This is a genomic window from Bradyrhizobium sp. 6(2017) (genome assembly GCF_011058295.2).
Classification (GTDB): domain Bacteria; phylum Pseudomonadota; class Alphaproteobacteria; order Rhizobiales; family Xanthobacteraceae; genus Bradyrhizobium; species Bradyrhizobium septentrionale.
The window spans coordinates 5,032,434-5,048,516 of sequence record NZ_CP049289.2; the positions used below are offsets into that span (position 1 = coordinate 5,032,434).

Here is a 16,083-nt window from a genome sequence, read left to right on the forward strand (position 1 = left end):
AGCGCGAACTGCAACGCAGCGCGGCCGCCAATGTCGGGAATGCGGTAACGCAGAAACGAACTGACGCACTACCTTTGCGGCCAAACGATCTCGCCCAGATGCAAGATTGCGTATTCGCCAGGTGGTGAGTTCTTCACGTTGGAGAGCGCTTCATTCAGCGAGCCAAACGGGCTAAGCAAGTCTCGATAAATTCCGTCGATCCGTTCCAGGACAAAAAATGGAAACTCCTCGTCGATCGGTGTATCCAACCGCTTTTCTGATGGCATGGGCGGACGGCCCCACCGCATGAAGGCTATCTTGCCATCGGGGGCGAGCTTCAAGGTGGCCATCACCAGCTCGTCGCGAGCGATATAGGAAATTGAAGCCCCATCGCTTTCGGGCACCAAGTCGTGCACCTCGATCGAAGCGCCACAGTCTTTGAACCGTTCAGGCCAAAACGCCCTCAACGGCTCTTTCCCGACGACCGTCTCGGAAACACAACAGGTGCATTCAAGGATCGCTTCGTCCCCAAACAATGACATGAGAGTATCGAGGTCGCGCGAGCGGTAAGCATCCAGCCAATCAATAGCGGCGGCCATCGGGTCACAGGACATATTCCCCACCTAAATGCCGTTCTCTCCAGGTGATATTTAGAGCATTTCCAGGCCGGAGCCTATACGGAATAGCCATATTCTTTGGGAGGCAGCTCGTCGGCGGTCCTTGAGGAAAAGAGCGCAACCGGTTTTACTTGCTTCGAACGCAGGAGCAATCGCCCCATGTGCGCGCGATGCGCAGAGTTGGATAAGAAAATCGGGCACCTCACGGAGCTTGCCGGGCGCATCTCCGATCCGCTTACGTTGGACGACATCAGGGACTTGCTAGCCGAACTCCAGAGCGCGAAACGCGACATACATTCGGAGCCACCAAGAGAGTGAGGCTATCGTTCTGCAAGCCACCAGATGATTACCCCGGAGGGGGTGGCTGCGGGCCCGGGCAATTACGGGTGATGCTACAAAGCGCTTGCAGGAGTGCTGCGCAAAAAGCAAAAGGAAGGAATTTTAGAGATCGGCTTTTTTCAATGTCATTACAAAAGCAAAAGATCACCAAAGACCAGCTTCACGAATTGATCCTGGAACGGTTTGGATTGACCGCCTTCTTTCAAATCAGCGAGGACAAGCGGCTCGGGTTTCGGACAACTGTGGTCGCCGCGCCGCAGGATCTCTATGAATTACATGATCGGCTCGAGCGCATCTGCAGAGAGCTGCGCTCGAAATTTGAGTTGGTTGCCGAGTTGGAGCGAGACCGAACGTAGTTGTCTGAACAGCGGTTGTTGCAATGTGCATCTCATGATCGCTCTTTTATGAGACGTCGCTTGAGCGCGTCGAGACTGACCATGGTGATGGCCTCATCCAGGAGCTCGAGGCGCGCTTTGAAGATTGCAATGAGGCTGAGGTTGTCCTCTCGGCTGGAAACAAGAGGTCTGCGTGTAGCCGCGGTGTAGATAGACCGGAGGCCTTGAAGCGCCGCTAGGTTACCTTGGGTAATGTAGCCATCCACCAAGATGACGAAGGCAGGACTGTACTCGGTCGCCGCTTCGCCATTTCTGTCGTCGATCATTCCTCAAGGTCCCAATGATGCGCGCGCCCGCCCCGGTGCAATCGCATTCTCTCGACGTGCTTTCTTTAGATCAAGCGTTTTGGTCGTTTCATCGTGGCTCACCCGCAATGCGTCGCGTAGACGAGGGAAAGTGGAAAATACGAGCACTTGCCTACTATGCACTTTGTGCCAGGGGGCATGTCCCAAATTGACCTACCATCAGCGTTAGGTCGGGCCGCCGATTAGCGCTAGCGACCTACAATTGAGGACGGGGCCTTGTCAGTAAGCACCTCGGCCGCTTTAATGGAACGATTGTATTACGTTAATCATTTTAGTTTGGGTTTTCCGATGAACGCCATAGAGCAAATCATCGCTGGCTACGTGTCTTTGAAGAATCGCCGAGCGCTGGAAGAGATCAGAGACCATCGCAAGCGGCTGTTTGACGACCTTCAAACCAAGAGCGTTCCCGGTTTCCAGCCATCGGTCTTGAGCGGCATTCTTCGCGAGGAGATCGACCTCATCGAAGCGGCATTGGCTCGCTTCGATGATGATCGGGCAGTTTCCGCGAGCGACAGCCTAGAGCAGATCGAAACCAAGGCTACGGTTGGCGACGATGAACGCAGCCAACCTAACGATCCGGGACCGGTGGATGATCAGACCTTCGTCTCATCAGAGCATCAATGATAGCTACGCCGATCCTAGCGTCTCCTTGCTCCTCGCGGATATTCAGCGGATGGCACGCCGCGTGACGCTGGGCCTTCGATGCAACTTGTAAAAGTACGCCGCCGGGCGCGAAATGGTTTGTCCCGGCGGCGCCCTGTTATTTCCAGCGCTGGGGCCCTGAATTCCCAGTATCAATAGCCTAGCAGGACTTGCGCCAAACGACTGTTGCTTGGCTCACACAAACGTTTGGAAGAAGAGCCGGCGCCAGGGCCGCGCGCCAGCTCCTCCCGAAACGTGACCGTACTCTACGATCCCCATCGGTCCCGTCCCTCCGGAAAGCCTGCGCCGACCTGCTTGCTGATTTGCTAATGGCCTCGCTTGGCCAGCCAATTCAGACGGAGAATGGATATCGTTTTTCGGCGAGCCGGGCGGGGGTAATCTACCCATCACGATACCCAGCCAATTGCGGACCTGGTCCGGACACGAACACGAGCGACCATGTGTTGTGCAGCAAGTAGTTGACTTAGCTCATGATTTGGTAAGCGCGAGAGGGGCTCGAACCCTCGACCCCGTGACTAAAAGTCAAATCAGGCCGTTTCGGTGATGCGCGCGAGAACCCATTCGCGCTCAGCCAGGCGCTGCCGTGATCGCCTGGCTCAGCCGCCGCAGCTTCATGTTACGGCCGAGGGGATACAGGTCCTCATTCGGCGGGTCCCGGTGAGAGGACCCCGGCGGTAGCAGCTCCGCAAAGCGGATTTCCGACCGTCAGCGCCACGATTTCCAGTGTACCATCCTCACCGCATTAACTTGAATAGCTCTTCACTTCGCTCAGCCGCAGCTTGGTGCCGGCAGGCATGTGCTCGAGTAGCACGTGCCTGGTGTCGACAGCGATCCGGTCGCGTCGGGCTGTCCTGCTCGGCGTGATAGGCCTGCATATCCGCAGCGAATTGACGGGCGACCGCCGGCGGGATTTCAAGCGGTTTGCGCGTGATCGGCATTGGTTGAATTCTATATCTGGGCTCCGGTTGTGTGCGTAAGTTCACAGAAGCATCGCAGGCCGGGTGCTATGTATTTTCGTGAGGATTGTTGCAGTCGTTCATATTGCCGATTGGTGAGGCCGAACCGCGCCCCTTTAACTATTCAACCAGTGAGGAGGCGGTCATGTCCGCCGACACGAAAGCTGATGATTGGTTTATTGCCGCACACCATTTGAAGGTAAATTCGTCGACGGGCACCGCGTCGATATCGTTCAAGATTGGCAGCAGAAAAGCTAACATCGCTGCGCTTCTAGGTTGCGCCGGGCCAGTTTCTGGAGGCGGCGTTTCAGACACGGACTTCGCACTTGATACGCAATTTATGCGGAGCATTGGCGGCCCCTGGTCATTGAAAAACATTAAAGGGCATCGCGGTGATGTCTCGCAAAACGTGTCGTTTCTGCCCGATGAGTTGTCGGGCGTGGCATTCAATCCGAGCGGGAGTGTCATGTTCAACTTCGGAATACCAAACACGATTCCGATGACCTTTACGATCAGGGGCCAGTGGATGGTCAAAATGATCCTTAATCTTGGTACGACCTTCGTACTCTAACGGGACCGGTCCTGAGCTGGCTCTAGCCAAACACGCCCTTCGCGAAGTCGATCACTTCGCTCCAGTCCAGGCCTGTATCGACCCATCCGACCTTGCCGCAAGCGGTGCAGTTGAGGTGCGCCGAGATGTCGTACCAATCCCAATCCGGAAGATCGGCGAGCTTCAGCCGCGCATTGTGGTGACTGCAACCGACGCAGAACACCAGCACGGTTGCCGGTGAACAGCGCCAGGGACCGAAGGCACGCCGAGGCGTATCGCGAGATGGAGGGGCCATCTCTGTGACTGTTTGCGGATGGCTCAGATCACGGCAGGCCTGATGTCCGATACCGATGACGGGACCGGTCCCAAGCTGGTCTTTGCCGTCTTTCATCTAGTGGAGATGATCGAGGGCCTTCAGGAGCGATATATGGCGGACTTCGATGCGAACGCTTCGAAGGTGGAAGAGCCTTCGGCGGGGCGCACATAGAACGCCGTCGACGGTCGCGCCGGAAGGGCAACCGGCGAGGGCTCTAATCACGATCCGCCGGTGGTGACGCCGGCGGGTTTCGTTCAGCAACTCCGGCGAACACATGGTTCCGGGAACCGCGGCCGTAACGTGCGATTAACCGCGTCACGCGGGGACAGCCGGCGGACATAATTGGCCCGCAATGATTGAGGAAATGGCCAATCATGTTTGTTGTGTATTTTCGTCAGCGGCGAGTTGTCTTCGCCGCCGGGATGTTGCTGTTGGGCCTGTCGCTTTGCGGTTGTGCGACCTCCACCGGTTCATCGCTGATGGATGCCCGGGCCGAAATGCCCGCGGGCCCCAAATCAGGCACATATCTCCCGGTCGAAGATTTGCCGCCGCCGCGCAAAAATCCCGCCATGACGGCTGACGAACGATCGAAGCTTCAGGGTGAACTGATGGCCGCGCGCGAGCGCCAGGCGGCGACTGCCAAAGCCCAAGGCGGACCGATCACCGATCCCGTGAAGCCGTAGCCAGCGGCGATCCACGACCATCGGAGCGCTTGACGTCCGTTCGTTTGAGGCGGCCTGATGCGGTACGATGAAGAAGGCTCGCCAAGTTACCGCGTGCTCAGTCACACTTGCTCTCGTGGGGCTCTTTGTGACTAGTTGCGCCAGATCAGAGCGCGCCACTGCGCCTCTCACCGGCGAGCCGTGGGCGCGAAACCTCGGTGAGTTGCCTCCGCAGCGAACGTCCGCCGATGATGAAGTCTCGCGCGCGAAGGCGGACCTGACTGCGGCGCGAGAGAGAGCGCAGCGATAGGGCCGCAGGAAACGAGTGAGCTACGTCCCCGTGCATTCCTTTGAGGCGGACTTACTGTCGGCCCCTGCGCTCAGCGCGAGCATCGAAATAGATGATCACCGCTAGTGTGGCTCCTACAGCCAAGACGCCAACGCACCCGGTAATCAAGAATATCGCCACCATCGCGAGTTCAGTATTTCTACGGGCATCGGTGCGAGCAATTCACGAATAATTAGCGCCTGGAATACTGCCACGATGCGTCGGATTGCTTGGACGATGTGGCGACGACGGCACAGTTTTACCCGAACAATGGTGTTAATCCGCCAACCTATGAACTACGGCAGGAGCGCATCATGTCGGGATCCGATACTTGGAACGGAGTCGAGAGAGCGTCACCTCGTGTGCGCGATGAGCAGCGGGTTGACGGCTATCACCAGTTCGACGGGGGCTTCTCGCGGCCGACGCAGAGTTCAAAAACAGTGATTTTGGATCGAGACAATCCGCCCGTTCGTCATAGCCGTTCTGATCGCTGAAAATCGGGATCGGTCCACAGCTATACACAATCGGGAGCCGTTGCCGCGTCGTCGACGATAGTGCAAGCTCCAAGGGTGGATATTGGCGAAAGCCAGAACCCACCCCCGTCCGGAGAGCCATCTCGGTGGGGCATGGAGGGCCGGCGACGCAACCGCCGGCCTTCTGCTTTTCACCCCATTGTAGGCGACGGGCGCCCGCTTCATTTCCGCGCCGCGCGCGCTCGATTGCGGGCCGGTTTCAAACCAGGCAGGCGCGGCGGCCGTTCAAGACCACGCTCATCGCATCAACTCGAATAGTTCTTTCACCTCGCTCAGCCGCAGCTTGGTGCCGGCCGGCATGTGCTCGAGCAGCATGTGCCGTGTGCCGACCGCGATCCGGTCGCGTCGAATGTCGTCCTGCTCGGCGTGATAGGCCTGCATATCCGCAGCGAACTGGCGGCGACCTTTGGTGGGATCTCGATCGGCTTTCGGGTGATGGGCATACCGGGAAGATAGGTATCGGGGGGCCCGTTTGCCGAACCCAACGAAGCGGCCCCAACCTGGGGGCCGCCAACCCGAGCGATACGGGTTTTCCTCCAGCAGTCGGGGGGCGCCCTTGGCTGGAAGCTTCATATAGACGTTCGGTCGGTCCGATCGTTCCTTATCTACCCGGTTCATCCGGGAGAAAGTGGCAATTCTTGATGGCTGCGGGGAACGCTCCGGTTTCGCTGGGGCCTTTTTCTATGGGCTAAAACAGCGCAACGCCGCCAAGCTTAAAATGCACGCTGGCGGCGTTGATCTAGCCCCGGGAAGGATGCGCAAAATCCCCGACATGTGAGGAGTCTGCACAATGCGTGCCATGGTTCATGTCTCAGACGGATTACCCCCGCGGGGGTATGTCTGGGCGTCTTTATGCGAACAGGCCCGCGACTAAATTGAATTGCAGCACTATTGAAAGCGGCCAGCCAACTGAGGCGGCCGGAGGGGCTTCAAATGCAGACGAAGATCAAAGAGCATATCTGCCCGGCCTGCAATGGAACGGGCTTCCCGCCGGTTGAGCAGCCTGCTCGGGCGGGCCACAAAATCTATCCGGTTAAATGCAAGGCCTGCGACGGCAAGGGCAAAATCACAGAAGACGACTGAGACGGCCTTAGCCGTCCCAGGTTCGATTACCGGGGAGGCGGCTTGTGGGCACTTCATCCGAGAAGGAGCCAAGCCACGCTTGCGATCAGAGCCACAAAAGACAGCGCCGCTGTGCAGACAAAGGCGGCCTCGATGCCGTCAATAGGGTGGTGGTTCGTGTTCATCGGCGCGCTCCTAGATTGGAGCCCGTGGACCGGGGGACATGAGCCACTGGGTCAAATGAGCAGTGGTCTCGTTGTGCCGCGCCCTTCTCAGCAATACTTCCCGCTCTCGGCATGGGGGAAGCTTTCTAGCTCGCTGGCGTAGCTCGTTGGCTTCTTGGCCAAGACGGTCTTCAAGGGGGATAATTTGCGTAGCCCGCCGGCGTCGTCTTCGCTTCATGGCTCCTCTCTCCAAAGCTGACGTTGCCTGCCCAAAACGGAATCAATAAGCGCGAAAAAGCGAAAAGTTCCGCAGGGCGCCGGCCCAGCATCATCCAGATACCCCCTTGGCGAAGTCGATCACCTCGCCCCAGTCCAGGCGAGTGTCGACCCAGCCGACCTTGCCGCAGGCAGTGCACTTGAGGTGCGCCGAGATGTCGTGCCAATCCCAGCCGACGCAGAAGATCAGCACCGTTTTGAAGTCGCCGTTGCGATCGACCGGACCAGTCCAGTAGCGGAGGAATTGAGCGGGCTTGCGGCGCCAGGGCATGAACCGATGATCGCGCCGATCGCGTTCGGAGAGAAGCCGCTAGGAATCGGTCGCCTATGGGTGGCGATCACCAATGGTGGGTCAATCGTCTAGCGCGGTTGGTCCGGATTTTCTTGCCACGTCGTCGAGTGCTCAGAAATCCACTTGGCCGCGTCGTGCTCCGTAACAAAACCCTTGATGACTTCTGTTTCGCCATCGGGCCATAGAATATCGATCCTCCAGCCGGTGCCGGGATTCTTGCAAGCCATGAAAGCTGGTCGCTGCTCGATCATCGGGGGACTATGCGCCGACGGTGGCCGGCTACAAGCCAGTGATCCTGCCGCACTTCGCTTTCTGGCCCCGCAATCCTATTGGCGCTGAAATCCCGATCGACGCCGATCCTTTCAGTGATCGGGAGCTCCGGTAGTCATCCCTCGATAATGAGGCGACCCAGGAACGCATTGCAGGCCCGCTCGGCTTCAGCGAACGTGCTGAAGGGCGATCCGGACACTTGAGCCGCGGGCATATTCAGAAAGTCTGGGCGATATGACGCAACAAAACCGGGCTCTCCATGTAGGCCAGGTCCACTTCGGCTCTCGCTGCTGATAACGAATGAATAGTCGTCGCTGCTTGCGATCCAAATTTCCAGATCCTCAGCAGTATCCACGCGGCGAAAGTGCAGGGCCATTTCACCCTCCACCAGGCAGAGGTCCAGGCTTGGTCCTCCGCGGTCATCCAGATGACGCTTAACCTGCTTTTGTGCGGTTGGCCGCTTCAGCCTCCCGCGCCAGCCGCTCCGCCTTTAGGCGCTCTCGATTGTCGTGGAGTGCTTTTTGCGCTTTTGGTGCCCGTCGGCTTCGGTCGTTAGTCATTGTTGACCTCCCATTTGGGCTTAACCGGTCAACGCATAGATATGGCTTTCGATCCTGTCGGCTAGCGGGTGCGCGAACTTCTCGTCCGCTGCCGGCTGTTTTGCGGCATCGACGGGTGCTCCCTGGGGCTTGGCAGGGGACGCGGTTGAGGGCAGGCTGCGGGGGCAGGGAGAGCGGCCATGCCAGATTTCAGGATCATCGAGGGCAGCGGGCCCGACAAGGAAGAGCGCGAGAAGCAAGAGCGGGACGCTGAGGCGCAGCGCGCGCTAGAACGCGTGAAAAACGACGTTGAGCGGACTATCCGCGATGTCGCAGCAAACATGCTTCGCATCATCCGCGGCGCCGGCAAGCCATATGAGATTTTGATGCAGATGAAGTCGGTGATCGACGCCGCCCGGTTGCTGATTTGCTAACGGGCAGATCAAGTGCGCGTGAGATGTAAGGCCGTTCACATTTGAAAATCGCGAGTCGATCTAACGAACGGGCCAAACCCGGTGTCGGAGAATCGCGATGCCATTATTCAGCAGCGAAAACTGGTCGAGAACGGCCGCAGCTTCGGTGGCTGGAGTTCTCATCGTAGCAGTGCTTGCCTTTGCGGTCGTTGGCTATGTGGAGTGGTCGTCGGACGCCAATCTGGACCAGTTCATGGGCAGGACGACCGAGGCGGCTGCTGTTACGTTGCCGCTCAAGGGACGAACAGGTTGCGAGCAAAAGTCGCCTTCGGCGCTTTCTCTTCCGCTCGACGACGAGTGAACGCCGTCAGTTGTTTGTCGGCATTCACCCAATCGGGTGATGAGCATACGCTGGCAAGCTCCTAATGATGCGCTGTGCAAAGGTCGGAGGCTTCCAGGCATGAGGAGCGAGAAGATCGCGACAAAGGCCGTATTGGCTGCATCGGCTATCGCCGTTGCCGTTTGGGCAACCATGGGACCGCCGCAGCCAAGCTCAAATTCGCCCGTGCACGTCGCCAGTAGGCAATGACGGGATCGCGGTGGTGGCGGCCGCGATTTGGGACACAATCCTCGATGGATAGCGGCGGGCCGCATGTGCCCTGCGGGGTACCCCGTGAGACCTCGGCAGGAACGCTGCGACGTCGAGTACAATTCGGGCCGCCGGGATGTACCGGCGTTCTGCCGAAGCGAGGCGGCCTGCTCACTGGCGCCCGCGCCCCCAGCAGAGACGGAATGACGGCCCCGGCAATCCCCATGCTGGGGCCGTTTCGTGCCTGCACTTCGGAATGAACGAGCTGACCGCGTGCCCGGATCATCCAGATTAGCGGGACTGCTAGCGTTCAATTGCAGGGCGTCATGACCCACGCTCGGTCGTATCTCCGGAATCCGCATTGGGAGGTCTGAGGGGGCAACGCGACGGCCGGCTGCGCTCGTTCTTCCAGTACTTGCCGGCGAGCTTCAGCAAGACGATCTCGGATCGTTTGCTTGAGGTTTAATTTGAAGCCAACGATGACCGCGCAGAGGTCACGCCTGCTGCCCCCGCTGTGCCCCTGAACAAAATCTCGGTAGCTAATATTTCGAGTTAAGTATTTGATTTTATTGGTGAGCGCGGAGGGACTCGAACCCTCGACCCCATGATTAAAAGGCCGGCGACATAGCCGCCGTATCAATCTCCATTCCGACATGACCCCCCTTCGGCCCGGCATTGGACTGAAAGGAGAATTTGGCTTTGTCGGAATGCAATTGGTCTAGGATCAAGCACGTTGTCGAGCGAGACGACGGCTTATTCGATATCGTCCACGGCGACGTCGTCATCGGCCCGTTCCGGAGCCGTCTCGAGGCCGAGGCAATCGCTAGGGGCGGGGAGCCGGAGCGTAAGCCGGCATCTAAGCACAGGCGCTGGAAAATCATCCGGGAGGTGCGCCTTGAAGCATCCGCCTGACGCGCAAATGCGAAGGGCCGGCTCTGGCAAGCCGACCCCCAAGCGCAAATCCATCATCGATAGCACCGGCAACATACACGACGACGTCGCCACTCTGCAAGCCAGCCGTGTTGCCAGCCTGTACGTCGTCAGCTTTGAAGTGGCCGCGACAATTGCGCAGCTAGCTTGGGGGCTGGCGCGATGAGCGATTTCGATTGGGACAGCGCTGACGTTGTCATCCCGGAGCAGCCGCGAACGGCGATCTTTACGAACGACGACGGCCAGGTCGTGGTTCGGCAGCATTGCTGGCCCGACGACGACGTCGTGGTCGTTATCAGCCCGCCCCACGCGATCACGGTTGCCCTGGCAATCCTGCGAGCTGCCGGGCACGACGACATCGAGTTCATCCGCAACTGCGGTGCCGGTTTCGAGGACGTCGAGCTGCCGGAACTGCCGTCTCCTCGAAAGCGCCCTAACGTCGAAGAGATGAAAGCGGCCCGTCCCGACATCGACTGGGATAGGGCAACTGCCGATTTTGACGAGTTTGCCGCGAAGACGGCGCCCAAAGATCCTACCGCGGCCGAGCGGCAAAGGCGAAGGCGCGACAAGCTCCGTGACAGTCACGCCAAGAGCGTGACATCCGAGCGTGACACCGCACCCGTCGTTTACGGCGAGGTGGCGTGATGACTTCGCAGGTTAATGCTCGACACGCTGAGATCAGGCGGCGCTACGCCTGGCACGCTCAGCAGCGTCGGGAGAAGCCCGATCAGGCCCGCCTGATTACGCTGATCCGTCTGCGCGAGCTCGAGCGCATCTTCCAAAGCCGATATGGCCGCTTCCTGCCTGACGACGATGCCGGCATGGATGACCTGACTGTCGCAGCTCACCACGTGGCTTTCCTCCGCGGGGATGTCGCCACCCATATCGTGGCCTGGGCGCGGTCCTGGGCGCCGTGGTTGCCCCAGGACAAGGCAAAGCAACTGGCTGAGCGGGTAGCCGCCGAGCCCCGCAAGTTCACCGCTGACGCCCTTGCCTGGCGCCTGCGGCTGTCGATGGCCGAGCGGACCGCACTCAAGATCACCACGATCGGCGCCTTCGACGTGTCAAAGGCCGAACGGGAGGAAGAGCGGAAGCGGAAACGTCGGGAAGCCGAACGCGCCCGCCGAGCCAAAGCTCGATCCGGAGCGGCCCGAGGACGGCCCCGAAAAATGCGTGGCCAGCAGGTAGAAGATATATTGCTGGCCACGGATTTTCCGCCGGCCAGTGACACGGCGCGGGAAGTGTCCGAAGGCACCGCCGTTGTCGAGCATCCAATCAGAGAAAACAAATCAAACTCTCTCCCCGCGGCGCGAGCTTCATTAGTTGATTTGGAAGAAGCCCAACCGGCAATGCCACCCTCCGTCGCCACCCGCGCCGCGTCACCGGACATTGTTCCGCCGCCTTTTGATGCGATAAATCAAGCAGTTGAGCTGGTCAGAAAGCATCCGTCCATGCGGCTGCCGAAGGATCGGCAGGCCGTTCAACGCATGTTCGAACGATTCTGGCGCCGCTATGCGCCGGCCATAGTAGAGATTGCCGCTCGCATCTATGGCCACTTCGATCCAGGGCGCGACACTAGGTGGTGGACGACTGTATTCGGGGTGTTCCTGGATCGCGAGGCCGAGGCAATCGAGCGCTACCGAGAACGGCGTCGGGGGTGGGAGCGGAAGCGTGAGGACAGGGTCACCGTCGAAAGGTTCGTGTCCCCGGTTCGCGAGCTGACCAGGGACGAGATCTGGGCGCGGGAAGACCGACGGGAAGCACAGAGACGACGGCGGGCTGAACTGCTGAGCCGGTGCACCGGTCTGAGGGCTGCGTCATGAGTGACACGGCACCCAGCATCGTCCCGGACGACCCTGAAACGGCAACGGCATCTCGACGAAGGCAGCCACCACTACCAGCAGACAGTTGCCCGGTGTTGTTCAATTGGCACCAGGTCGGGCTCTACATGGGCTGTTCGGCTGACTCGGCACGTAGCCGGTATAACCGCAAGCAGCTAGGTAGCCTGAAGGTGAGCAAGCCAACCGGCTGGAATTGCATCATGGTTGTGAAGGCAGAGCTCGATGCTGCGCTACTCGATATAGCCGGCCGCTCACGAACACGCGCCCGTGATTAAAAAGATGCAATTGCATCTACTTTAGATTTGGACGAGGCGGCGCCTCAGTGCTTATTCCGCCAATTGGCGGATTTTCTCCCGGCGGCCGCGGTTGGCCGCGGGTCCGCAATGGACCCACGGGACGAGCGCCCAACTCTAGCAGGTGAAGGCCATACGGAAATCCCGGCCTAAATTGGCGAGCATCGGAGTCCCAAATCATTGGGCTTTTTGAATCGTCATCACACATACGTTATACACTTGTTTTCCGTATAGGCTCATGTATGATTCCACCTGTCACTGAGGCAGGGAAAACACCAATGAAGCGCGTCGGCATCTATCTTCGTGTTTCGACTGACAGCCAGACCACCTTGAACCAGCGCCTCGAGCTGGAGGCGGTTGCTGCGCGGTCCGGCTGGGAGATCGTCGGGGTCTACGAGGACGCTGGCATCAGTGGCGCCAAGGGCCGCGACAAGCGTCCTGGCTTCGATCGGCTGCTGAAGGATGCCACCGCCCGCAAGGTGGACATGATCGCCGCCTGGTCGGTGGACCGGCTCGGCCGCAGCCTGCAGGATCTGGTCGGCTTCCTCACTGAGCTGCAGGCGCTGCGCTGCGACCTGTACCTGCATCAGCAGGCACTCGACACCAGCACGCCGTCTGGCCGGGCCATGTTCCAGATGTTGGGCGTGTTCGCCGAGTTCGAGCGCGGCATGATCCGTGAGCGCGTCAACGCCGGCCTGGCAAGGGCGAGAGCTAAGGGCGTGAAGCTGGGCCGCCGTCCGGCCAAGCCTGCCATAGAAGCCCGCATACGCGCCCTGAAGGCCGAGGGAATGGGCATTCTGAAGATTGGCAAGACGCTCGGCATCGGCACCAGCGTGGTGCAGAGGGTTGTCGCCAGTCCTGCCTAACTTCTGATCAAAATGATCAGAAGTGTGCGGGTCCTGAACCGGGCCTGGGGGCCTCTGGGGAGCCGTGTACGCGGGGCTCATCACATGTTCGGGAGTATTATTTTACCCTGGAACGTCAACTTCGTGTTGACTGTTATCCCCCCAATGTACAAGTATCTGTACAACAGACCCCCCGGCGTGCAGGCACCTGCACGGACAATATAGGGGTTGGGAGATCCAACATGGCAATCGTTTCATACACGGAGCTGCGCAACAACCTGGCTTCCTTCATGGACGGCGTGTGCGACGGTCGTGCGCCGCTGTTCGTCACTCGCCAGAACGCTCGTACGGTAGTCCTCATCGCCGAGGATGAGTACGAGGGCCTTATGGAGACCGTCCACCTCCTGAAGAGCCCGGCCAACGCGGCTCGCCTTCTTCGTTCCATCAAGGAGGCGGACGAGGGGAAGCTCACTGAGCGCGAGCTGATCGAGCCGACAAAGGCGGCCTCCACAGCAGCATGAAAACTGCGTGGACTGAGGACGCTTGGCAGGATTACGTGCAGTGGCAAAAGGAAGATGAGAAAGTACTCGAGGCCATCAACGACCTGATCAAAGACATCAAGCGCGATCCATTTAGGGGGCTCGGGAAACCGGAGCCCCTTAAACATGCCCTGGCCGGATGGTGGTCGCGACGCATCACCGGAGAACATAGGCTGGTTTACCGTGTGTCCGGCTCTGGCGACGCCAAGCAGCTCGACATCGCTCAGTGTCGATACCACTACTGACCTACTCCCCCTCTAAATAATTCTGAACGTCATTTGCCCGTCGCTACACGCTAGCAACCGCCCAACACGATTTAGCCCCACTTGCTGACGTCGCCGCGCCGTTGCGCGCGCGCTGAGACGTCGGCATTTGTAGTGAATGCACGACAGTCACAACGCATTCACCAGCACGTCACAGCCAGCACCGCACAAGCGGGCGCCGGGCTCGGTCACCAATCGGTCAGTGGTGACAAACAAGCCTTGGGCGCTCCCTGGCATTGATAATCGGCTGCCTCAGGCCAGACGATTCCGCGACCTGTGCAAGCAGTTCGCCGAGGAGGCGGGCGGCACCAATAAGCTCAGCGAAGCCGAGAGGGCCCATGTTCGCCAAGCGGCCACGCTCATCCTTCGCGCGGAAGCCCTGCAAAACGCTCAGGTGCTCGGCGAACTGGTCGACGGTGACGAGGCAATCAGGCTCTCGAGCGAAATTCGGCGCCTGCTTGAGAAGCTCAAGTCCAAGGGCCGCAAGGTAGATGCGGAGCGCAGCGCTCCCGATCTGCGAAGTTATCTTGCGGCTAGGTCAGCGGGGCAGCCTGCTTGAACATAATTGAGGCGATCGACGACGAAGCGCTGTTCGCGCCCTGGTTTCCCGGCAAGACATGGAATCCCTGGCGGGTCATCCTGAAGGGCGCGTTCGGCTTGCCGATGTCGGCCGAAGAGGCCGCATTCTTTCGCAGCGTCGCCGATCGAGATCCCCCAACCGAGCAAGTCAGCGAGCTATGGATTATTGCCGGCCGCCGCGCTGGCAAGGATTCCGTTGCCTCCGTGATCGCTTCTCACGCCGCGGCGCTGTTTGAAGATCAGGGCCAGCTAAGACCAGGTGAACGAGCCCTGGTCATGTGTCTCGCGAACGATCGAGATCAAGCGAAGATCGTTTTGAACTATTGCCGCTCTTTCTTCACCGACATCCCCTTGTTGGGCGGGATGGTGGAACGCGAGACCGCGTACGGGTTCGAGCTCAACAACAAGATCGACATCGCGGTGTCGACCAATAACTTTCGGGCTGTTCGTGGCCGGCCCGTGCTGTGCGCGATCTTGGACGAAATCGCGTTCTGGCGTGACGACACCAGCGCAACGCCCGACACCGAGACGTATAACGCCATTCGGCCCGGAACCGCGACCATGCCGGGTGCAATGATCATTGGGATCAGCAGCCCGTATCGAAAAAGCGGTCTGCTTTATCGAAAATATCGTGACCATTACGGCAAGCCCGGCAAGGTGCTCGTCGTCAGGGCGCCTACCGAGTTGCTCAACCCGACCATCGACCCGCAGATCATCGCCGATGCCTTGGCTGAAGATCCGGCCGCGGCGCGCGCAGAATGGCTGGCTGAGTTTCGTGATGACATCGCGGCCTTTGTCACCCAGGAGGCAATTGACGCGTGCGTGTCACCGGGCGTGGTTGAACGCTCGCGCGTTCATGGCGTGACCTATCGCGCCTTCTGTGATCCGTCCGGTGGTGCGAGCGACAGCATGACGCTCGCCATAGGACACAGCCAGCTCGCTCCCGATCGCAAGACATACGTCGCAATCCTAGACTGTCTCCGGGAAATTCACGCCCCGTTCTCGCCCGATGCGGCGGTGCTGGAGTTCGCCACCGTGCTCAAGAGCTATGGCATCCGCTCGGTGCGGGGTGACCGATATGCGGCCGAGTGGGTCCGCGACGCCTTCAGGAAAGTTGGGATCGATTATCGGCCCGCCGATCTGGCGAAGAGTGAAATCTACCGCGACTTCCTGCCTCGCCTCAACAGCGGTGAGGTCGATCTGCTCGATAGTCGCCGGCTCACAAGCCAACTGTTGAGCCTCGAACGACGAACCGCCCGCGGTGGACGAGATAGCATCGACCATCCACCGGGCGGCAAGGACGACCTGGCAAACGCCGCTGCTGGTTGCCTGGTCTATCTGACTTCTGCTCGGCATCAGCCGGCGACTGCATATACCGGCACTTTCACAATGGTCTCTGAGCAGCCGCGAGGCTATGCGGCTTTCCCGCCTGAAGTGCTCGCAGCACAGGGCATTTTCCATCCTCAGGATCGCCAGAAGTGGATCGATGCCGGCGTCTACAAGCCGCCGGAAACTCAATCGCAATCCCCATCGAAGGAAGCATAA

General features: G+C 59.5%; 22 protein-coding genes and 1 tRNA gene. 16 read left to right on the forward strand and 7 right to left on the reverse strand.

The annotated features are described in order from the left end of the window. Positions 1-68: 68 nt before the first annotated feature. Complete coding sequence (locus G6P99_RS23460) at positions 69-578, reverse strand: nuclear transport factor 2 family protein (RefSeq protein WP_051346412.1); 510 nt, start codon at positions 576-578, stop codon at positions 69-71. A gap of 479 nt (positions 579-1,057) precedes the next feature. Between G6P99_RS23460 and G6P99_RS23465 the strand changes: the two genes are divergently transcribed. Continuing rightward, positions 1,058-1,291, forward strand: a complete 234-nt coding sequence (locus G6P99_RS23465) for a hypothetical protein (protein WP_029081912.1) — start codon at positions 1,058-1,060, stop codon at positions 1,289-1,291. Positions 1,292-1,323: 32 nt separating this feature from the next. Here G6P99_RS23465 and G6P99_RS23470 read toward each other — a convergent pair whose 3' ends face one another. After that, complete coding sequence (locus tag G6P99_RS23470; protein ID WP_029081911.1) at positions 1,324-1,596, reverse strand: hypothetical protein; 273 nt, start codon at positions 1,594-1,596, stop codon at positions 1,324-1,326. Between the two features lie 255 nt (positions 1,597-1,851). Here G6P99_RS23470 and G6P99_RS23475 point away from each other — a divergent pair, with 255 nt between their 5' ends. Beyond that, complete coding sequence (locus G6P99_RS23475; protein WP_245284716.1) at positions 1,852-2,259, forward strand: hypothetical protein; 408 nt, start codon at positions 1,852-1,854, stop codon at positions 2,257-2,259. 519 nt (positions 2,260-2,778) lie between these two features. Here G6P99_RS23475 and G6P99_RS23480 read toward each other — a convergent pair. Continuing rightward, positions 2,779-2,866, reverse strand: a tRNA-OTHER gene (locus G6P99_RS23480). Between the two features lie 533 nt (positions 2,867-3,399). Here G6P99_RS23480 and G6P99_RS23485 point away from each other — a divergent pair. Continuing rightward, entirely contained in the window at positions 3,400-3,825 is a 426-nt protein-coding gene (locus G6P99_RS23485; RefSeq protein WP_156928671.1) for a hypothetical protein, read from the forward strand. A gap of 22 nt (positions 3,826-3,847) precedes the next feature. On the opposite strand, the gene G6P99_RS23490 is transcribed toward G6P99_RS23485, so the two are convergent. After that, on the reverse strand, positions 3,848-4,099 hold the full coding sequence (locus G6P99_RS23490; protein ID WP_156928670.1) for a hypothetical protein: 252 nt from the start codon (positions 4,097-4,099) through the stop codon (positions 3,848-3,850). Positions 4,100-4,117: 18 nt separating this feature from the next. On the opposite strand from G6P99_RS23490, the gene G6P99_RS23495 reads away from it, so the two are divergent. Both G6P99_RS23495 and G6P99_RS23500 read left to right on the forward strand, forming a co-directional pair. After that, the gene (locus G6P99_RS23495) at positions 4,118-4,291 is read left to right on the forward strand and encodes a hypothetical protein (RefSeq protein WP_156928669.1); all 174 of its coding nucleotides are present in this window, start codon (positions 4,118-4,120) and stop codon (positions 4,289-4,291) included. A 203-nt stretch (positions 4,292-4,494) separates the two neighbouring features. Next, the gene (locus tag G6P99_RS23500; RefSeq protein WP_035977075.1) at positions 4,495-4,803 is read left to right on the forward strand and encodes a hypothetical protein; all 309 of its coding nucleotides are present in this window, start codon (positions 4,495-4,497) and stop codon (positions 4,801-4,803) included. A 1,077-nt stretch (positions 4,804-5,880) separates the two neighbouring features. Here the strand turns inward: G6P99_RS23500 and G6P99_RS23505 are convergent. Beyond that, entirely contained in the window at positions 5,881-6,216 is a 336-nt protein-coding gene (locus G6P99_RS23505) for a hypothetical protein (protein ID WP_156928668.1), read from the reverse strand. 360 nt (positions 6,217-6,576) lie between these two features. On the opposite strand from G6P99_RS23505, the gene G6P99_RS23510 reads away from it, so the two are divergent. Then, positions 6,577-6,726: a hypothetical protein gene (locus G6P99_RS23510; RefSeq protein ID WP_156928667.1), complete on the forward strand. Its 150-nt coding sequence runs from the start codon at positions 6,577-6,579 to the stop codon at positions 6,724-6,726. A gap of 471 nt (positions 6,727-7,197) precedes the next feature. Here the strand turns inward: G6P99_RS23510 and G6P99_RS23515 are convergent, their stop codons facing one another. Then, positions 7,198-7,416, reverse strand: a complete 219-nt coding sequence (locus tag G6P99_RS23515) for a hypothetical protein (RefSeq protein ID WP_029081906.1) — start codon at positions 7,414-7,416, stop codon at positions 7,198-7,200. An 89-nt stretch (positions 7,417-7,505) separates the two neighbouring features. Beyond that, a complete protein-coding gene (locus G6P99_RS23520) occupies positions 7,506-7,688 on the reverse strand; it encodes a hypothetical protein (RefSeq protein WP_165123539.1) in 183 nt (60 codons plus the stop codon). Between the two features lie 758 nt (positions 7,689-8,446). Between G6P99_RS23520 and G6P99_RS23525 the strand changes: the two genes are divergently transcribed. The 10 genes from G6P99_RS23525 to G6P99_RS23570 all read left to right on the forward strand — a co-directional run bounded on the left by G6P99_RS23525 (position 8,447) and on the right by G6P99_RS23570 (position 16,083). After that, positions 8,447-8,680, forward strand: a complete 234-nt coding sequence (locus G6P99_RS23525; RefSeq protein ID WP_029081904.1) for a hypothetical protein — start codon at positions 8,447-8,449, stop codon at positions 8,678-8,680. A 97-nt stretch (positions 8,681-8,777) separates the two neighbouring features. Continuing rightward, positions 8,778-9,020 (forward strand): hypothetical protein, encoded by a 243-nt coding sequence (locus G6P99_RS23530; RefSeq protein ID WP_029081903.1) that lies wholly within the window; start codon positions 8,778-8,780, stop codon positions 9,018-9,020. Positions 9,021-10,143: 1,123 nt separating this feature from the next. Then, positions 10,144-10,344, forward strand: coding sequence for a hypothetical protein (locus G6P99_RS23535; RefSeq protein ID WP_165123541.1), 201 nt, complete (start codon positions 10,144-10,146; stop codon positions 10,342-10,344). Beyond that, entirely contained in the window at positions 10,341-10,823 is a 483-nt protein-coding gene (locus tag G6P99_RS23540; protein ID WP_165123543.1) for a hypothetical protein, read from the forward strand. The genes G6P99_RS23535 and G6P99_RS23540 overlap by 4 nt, the downstream gene beginning before the upstream one ends. Beyond that, entirely contained in the window at positions 10,823-12,001 is a 1,179-nt protein-coding gene (locus G6P99_RS23545) for a hypothetical protein (protein ID WP_165123545.1), read from the forward strand. The genes G6P99_RS23540 and G6P99_RS23545 overlap by 1 nt, the downstream gene beginning before the upstream one ends. A gap of 589 nt (positions 12,002-12,590) precedes the next feature. Then, the gene (locus tag G6P99_RS23550; protein WP_165123547.1) at positions 12,591-13,178 is read left to right on the forward strand and encodes a recombinase family protein; all 588 of its coding nucleotides are present in this window, start codon (positions 12,591-12,593) and stop codon (positions 13,176-13,178) included. 221 nt (positions 13,179-13,399) lie between these two features. Further along, complete coding sequence (locus tag G6P99_RS23555) at positions 13,400-13,678, forward strand: type II toxin-antitoxin system Phd/YefM family antitoxin (protein ID WP_165123549.1); 279 nt, start codon at positions 13,400-13,402, stop codon at positions 13,676-13,678. Then, the gene (locus G6P99_RS23560) at positions 13,675-13,941 is read left to right on the forward strand and encodes a Txe/YoeB family addiction module toxin (RefSeq protein ID WP_165123551.1); all 267 of its coding nucleotides are present in this window, start codon (positions 13,675-13,677) and stop codon (positions 13,939-13,941) included. The genes G6P99_RS23555 and G6P99_RS23560 overlap by 4 nt, the downstream gene beginning before the upstream one ends. A 136-nt stretch (positions 13,942-14,077) precedes the next feature. After that, positions 14,078-14,518 carry a hypothetical protein gene (locus G6P99_RS23565; RefSeq protein ID WP_165123553.1) on the forward strand — a complete coding sequence of 147 codons (441 nt, stop codon included), beginning with the start codon at positions 14,078-14,080 and terminating at the stop codon, positions 14,516-14,518. Beyond that, the gene (locus G6P99_RS23570; protein WP_205751509.1) at positions 14,515-16,083 is read left to right on the forward strand and encodes a hypothetical protein; all 1,569 of its coding nucleotides are present in this window, start codon (positions 14,515-14,517) and stop codon (positions 16,081-16,083) included. Before G6P99_RS23565 ends, G6P99_RS23570 begins: the two co-directional genes overlap by 4 nt.

Bases quoted from the DNA above. Each gene is read 5' to 3' on its own strand.
- G6P99_RS23460 (WP_051346412.1), bottom strand. From the start codon at position 578: ATGGCCGCCGCTATTGATTGGCTGGATGCTTACCGCTCGCGCGACCTC.
- G6P99_RS23465 (WP_029081912.1), top strand. From the start codon at position 1,058: ATGTCATTACAAAAGCAAAAGATCACCAAAGACCAGCTTCACGAATTG.
- G6P99_RS23470 (WP_029081911.1), bottom strand. From the start codon at position 1,596: ATGATCGACGACAGAAATGGCGAAGCGGCGACCGAGTACAGTCCTGCC.
- G6P99_RS23485 (WP_156928671.1), top strand. From the start codon at position 3,400: ATGTCCGCCGACACGAAAGCTGATGATTGGTTTATTGCCGCACACCAT.
- G6P99_RS23490 (WP_156928670.1), bottom strand. From the start codon at position 4,099: ATGGCCCCTCCATCTCGCGATACGCCTCGGCGTGCCTTCGGTCCCTGG.
- G6P99_RS23495 (WP_156928669.1), top strand. From the start codon at position 4,118: ATGGCTCAGATCACGGCAGGCCTGATGTCCGATACCGATGACGGGACC.
- G6P99_RS23500 (WP_035977075.1), top strand. From the start codon at position 4,495: ATGTTTGTTGTGTATTTTCGTCAGCGGCGAGTTGTCTTCGCCGCCGGG.
- G6P99_RS23505 (WP_156928668.1), bottom strand. From the start codon at position 6,216: ATGAAGCTTCCAGCCAAGGGCGCCCCCCGACTGCTGGAGGAAAACCCG.
- G6P99_RS23510 (WP_156928667.1), top strand. From the start codon at position 6,577: ATGCAGACGAAGATCAAAGAGCATATCTGCCCGGCCTGCAATGGAACG.
- G6P99_RS23515 (WP_029081906.1), bottom strand. From the start codon at position 7,416: ATGCCCTGGCGCCGCAAGCCCGCTCAATTCCTCCGCTACTGGACTGGT.
- G6P99_RS23520 (WP_165123539.1), bottom strand. From the start codon at position 7,688: ATGATCGAGCAGCGACCAGCTTTCATGGCTTGCAAGAATCCCGGCACC.
- G6P99_RS23525 (WP_029081904.1), top strand. From the start codon at position 8,447: ATGCCAGATTTCAGGATCATCGAGGGCAGCGGGCCCGACAAGGAAGAG.
- G6P99_RS23530 (WP_029081903.1), top strand. From the start codon at position 8,778: ATGCCATTATTCAGCAGCGAAAACTGGTCGAGAACGGCCGCAGCTTCG.
- G6P99_RS23540 (WP_165123543.1), top strand. From the start codon at position 10,341: ATGAGCGATTTCGATTGGGACAGCGCTGACGTTGTCATCCCGGAGCAG.
- G6P99_RS23545 (WP_165123545.1), top strand. From the start codon at position 10,823: ATGACTTCGCAGGTTAATGCTCGACACGCTGAGATCAGGCGGCGCTAC.
- G6P99_RS23550 (WP_165123547.1), top strand. From the start codon at position 12,591: ATGAAGCGCGTCGGCATCTATCTTCGTGTTTCGACTGACAGCCAGACC.
- G6P99_RS23555 (WP_165123549.1), top strand. From the start codon at position 13,400: ATGGCAATCGTTTCATACACGGAGCTGCGCAACAACCTGGCTTCCTTC.
- G6P99_RS23560 (WP_165123551.1), top strand. From the start codon at position 13,675: ATGAAAACTGCGTGGACTGAGGACGCTTGGCAGGATTACGTGCAGTGG.
- G6P99_RS23565 (WP_165123553.1), top strand. From the start codon at position 14,078: ATGCACGACAGTCACAACGCATTCACCAGCACGTCACAGCCAGCACCG.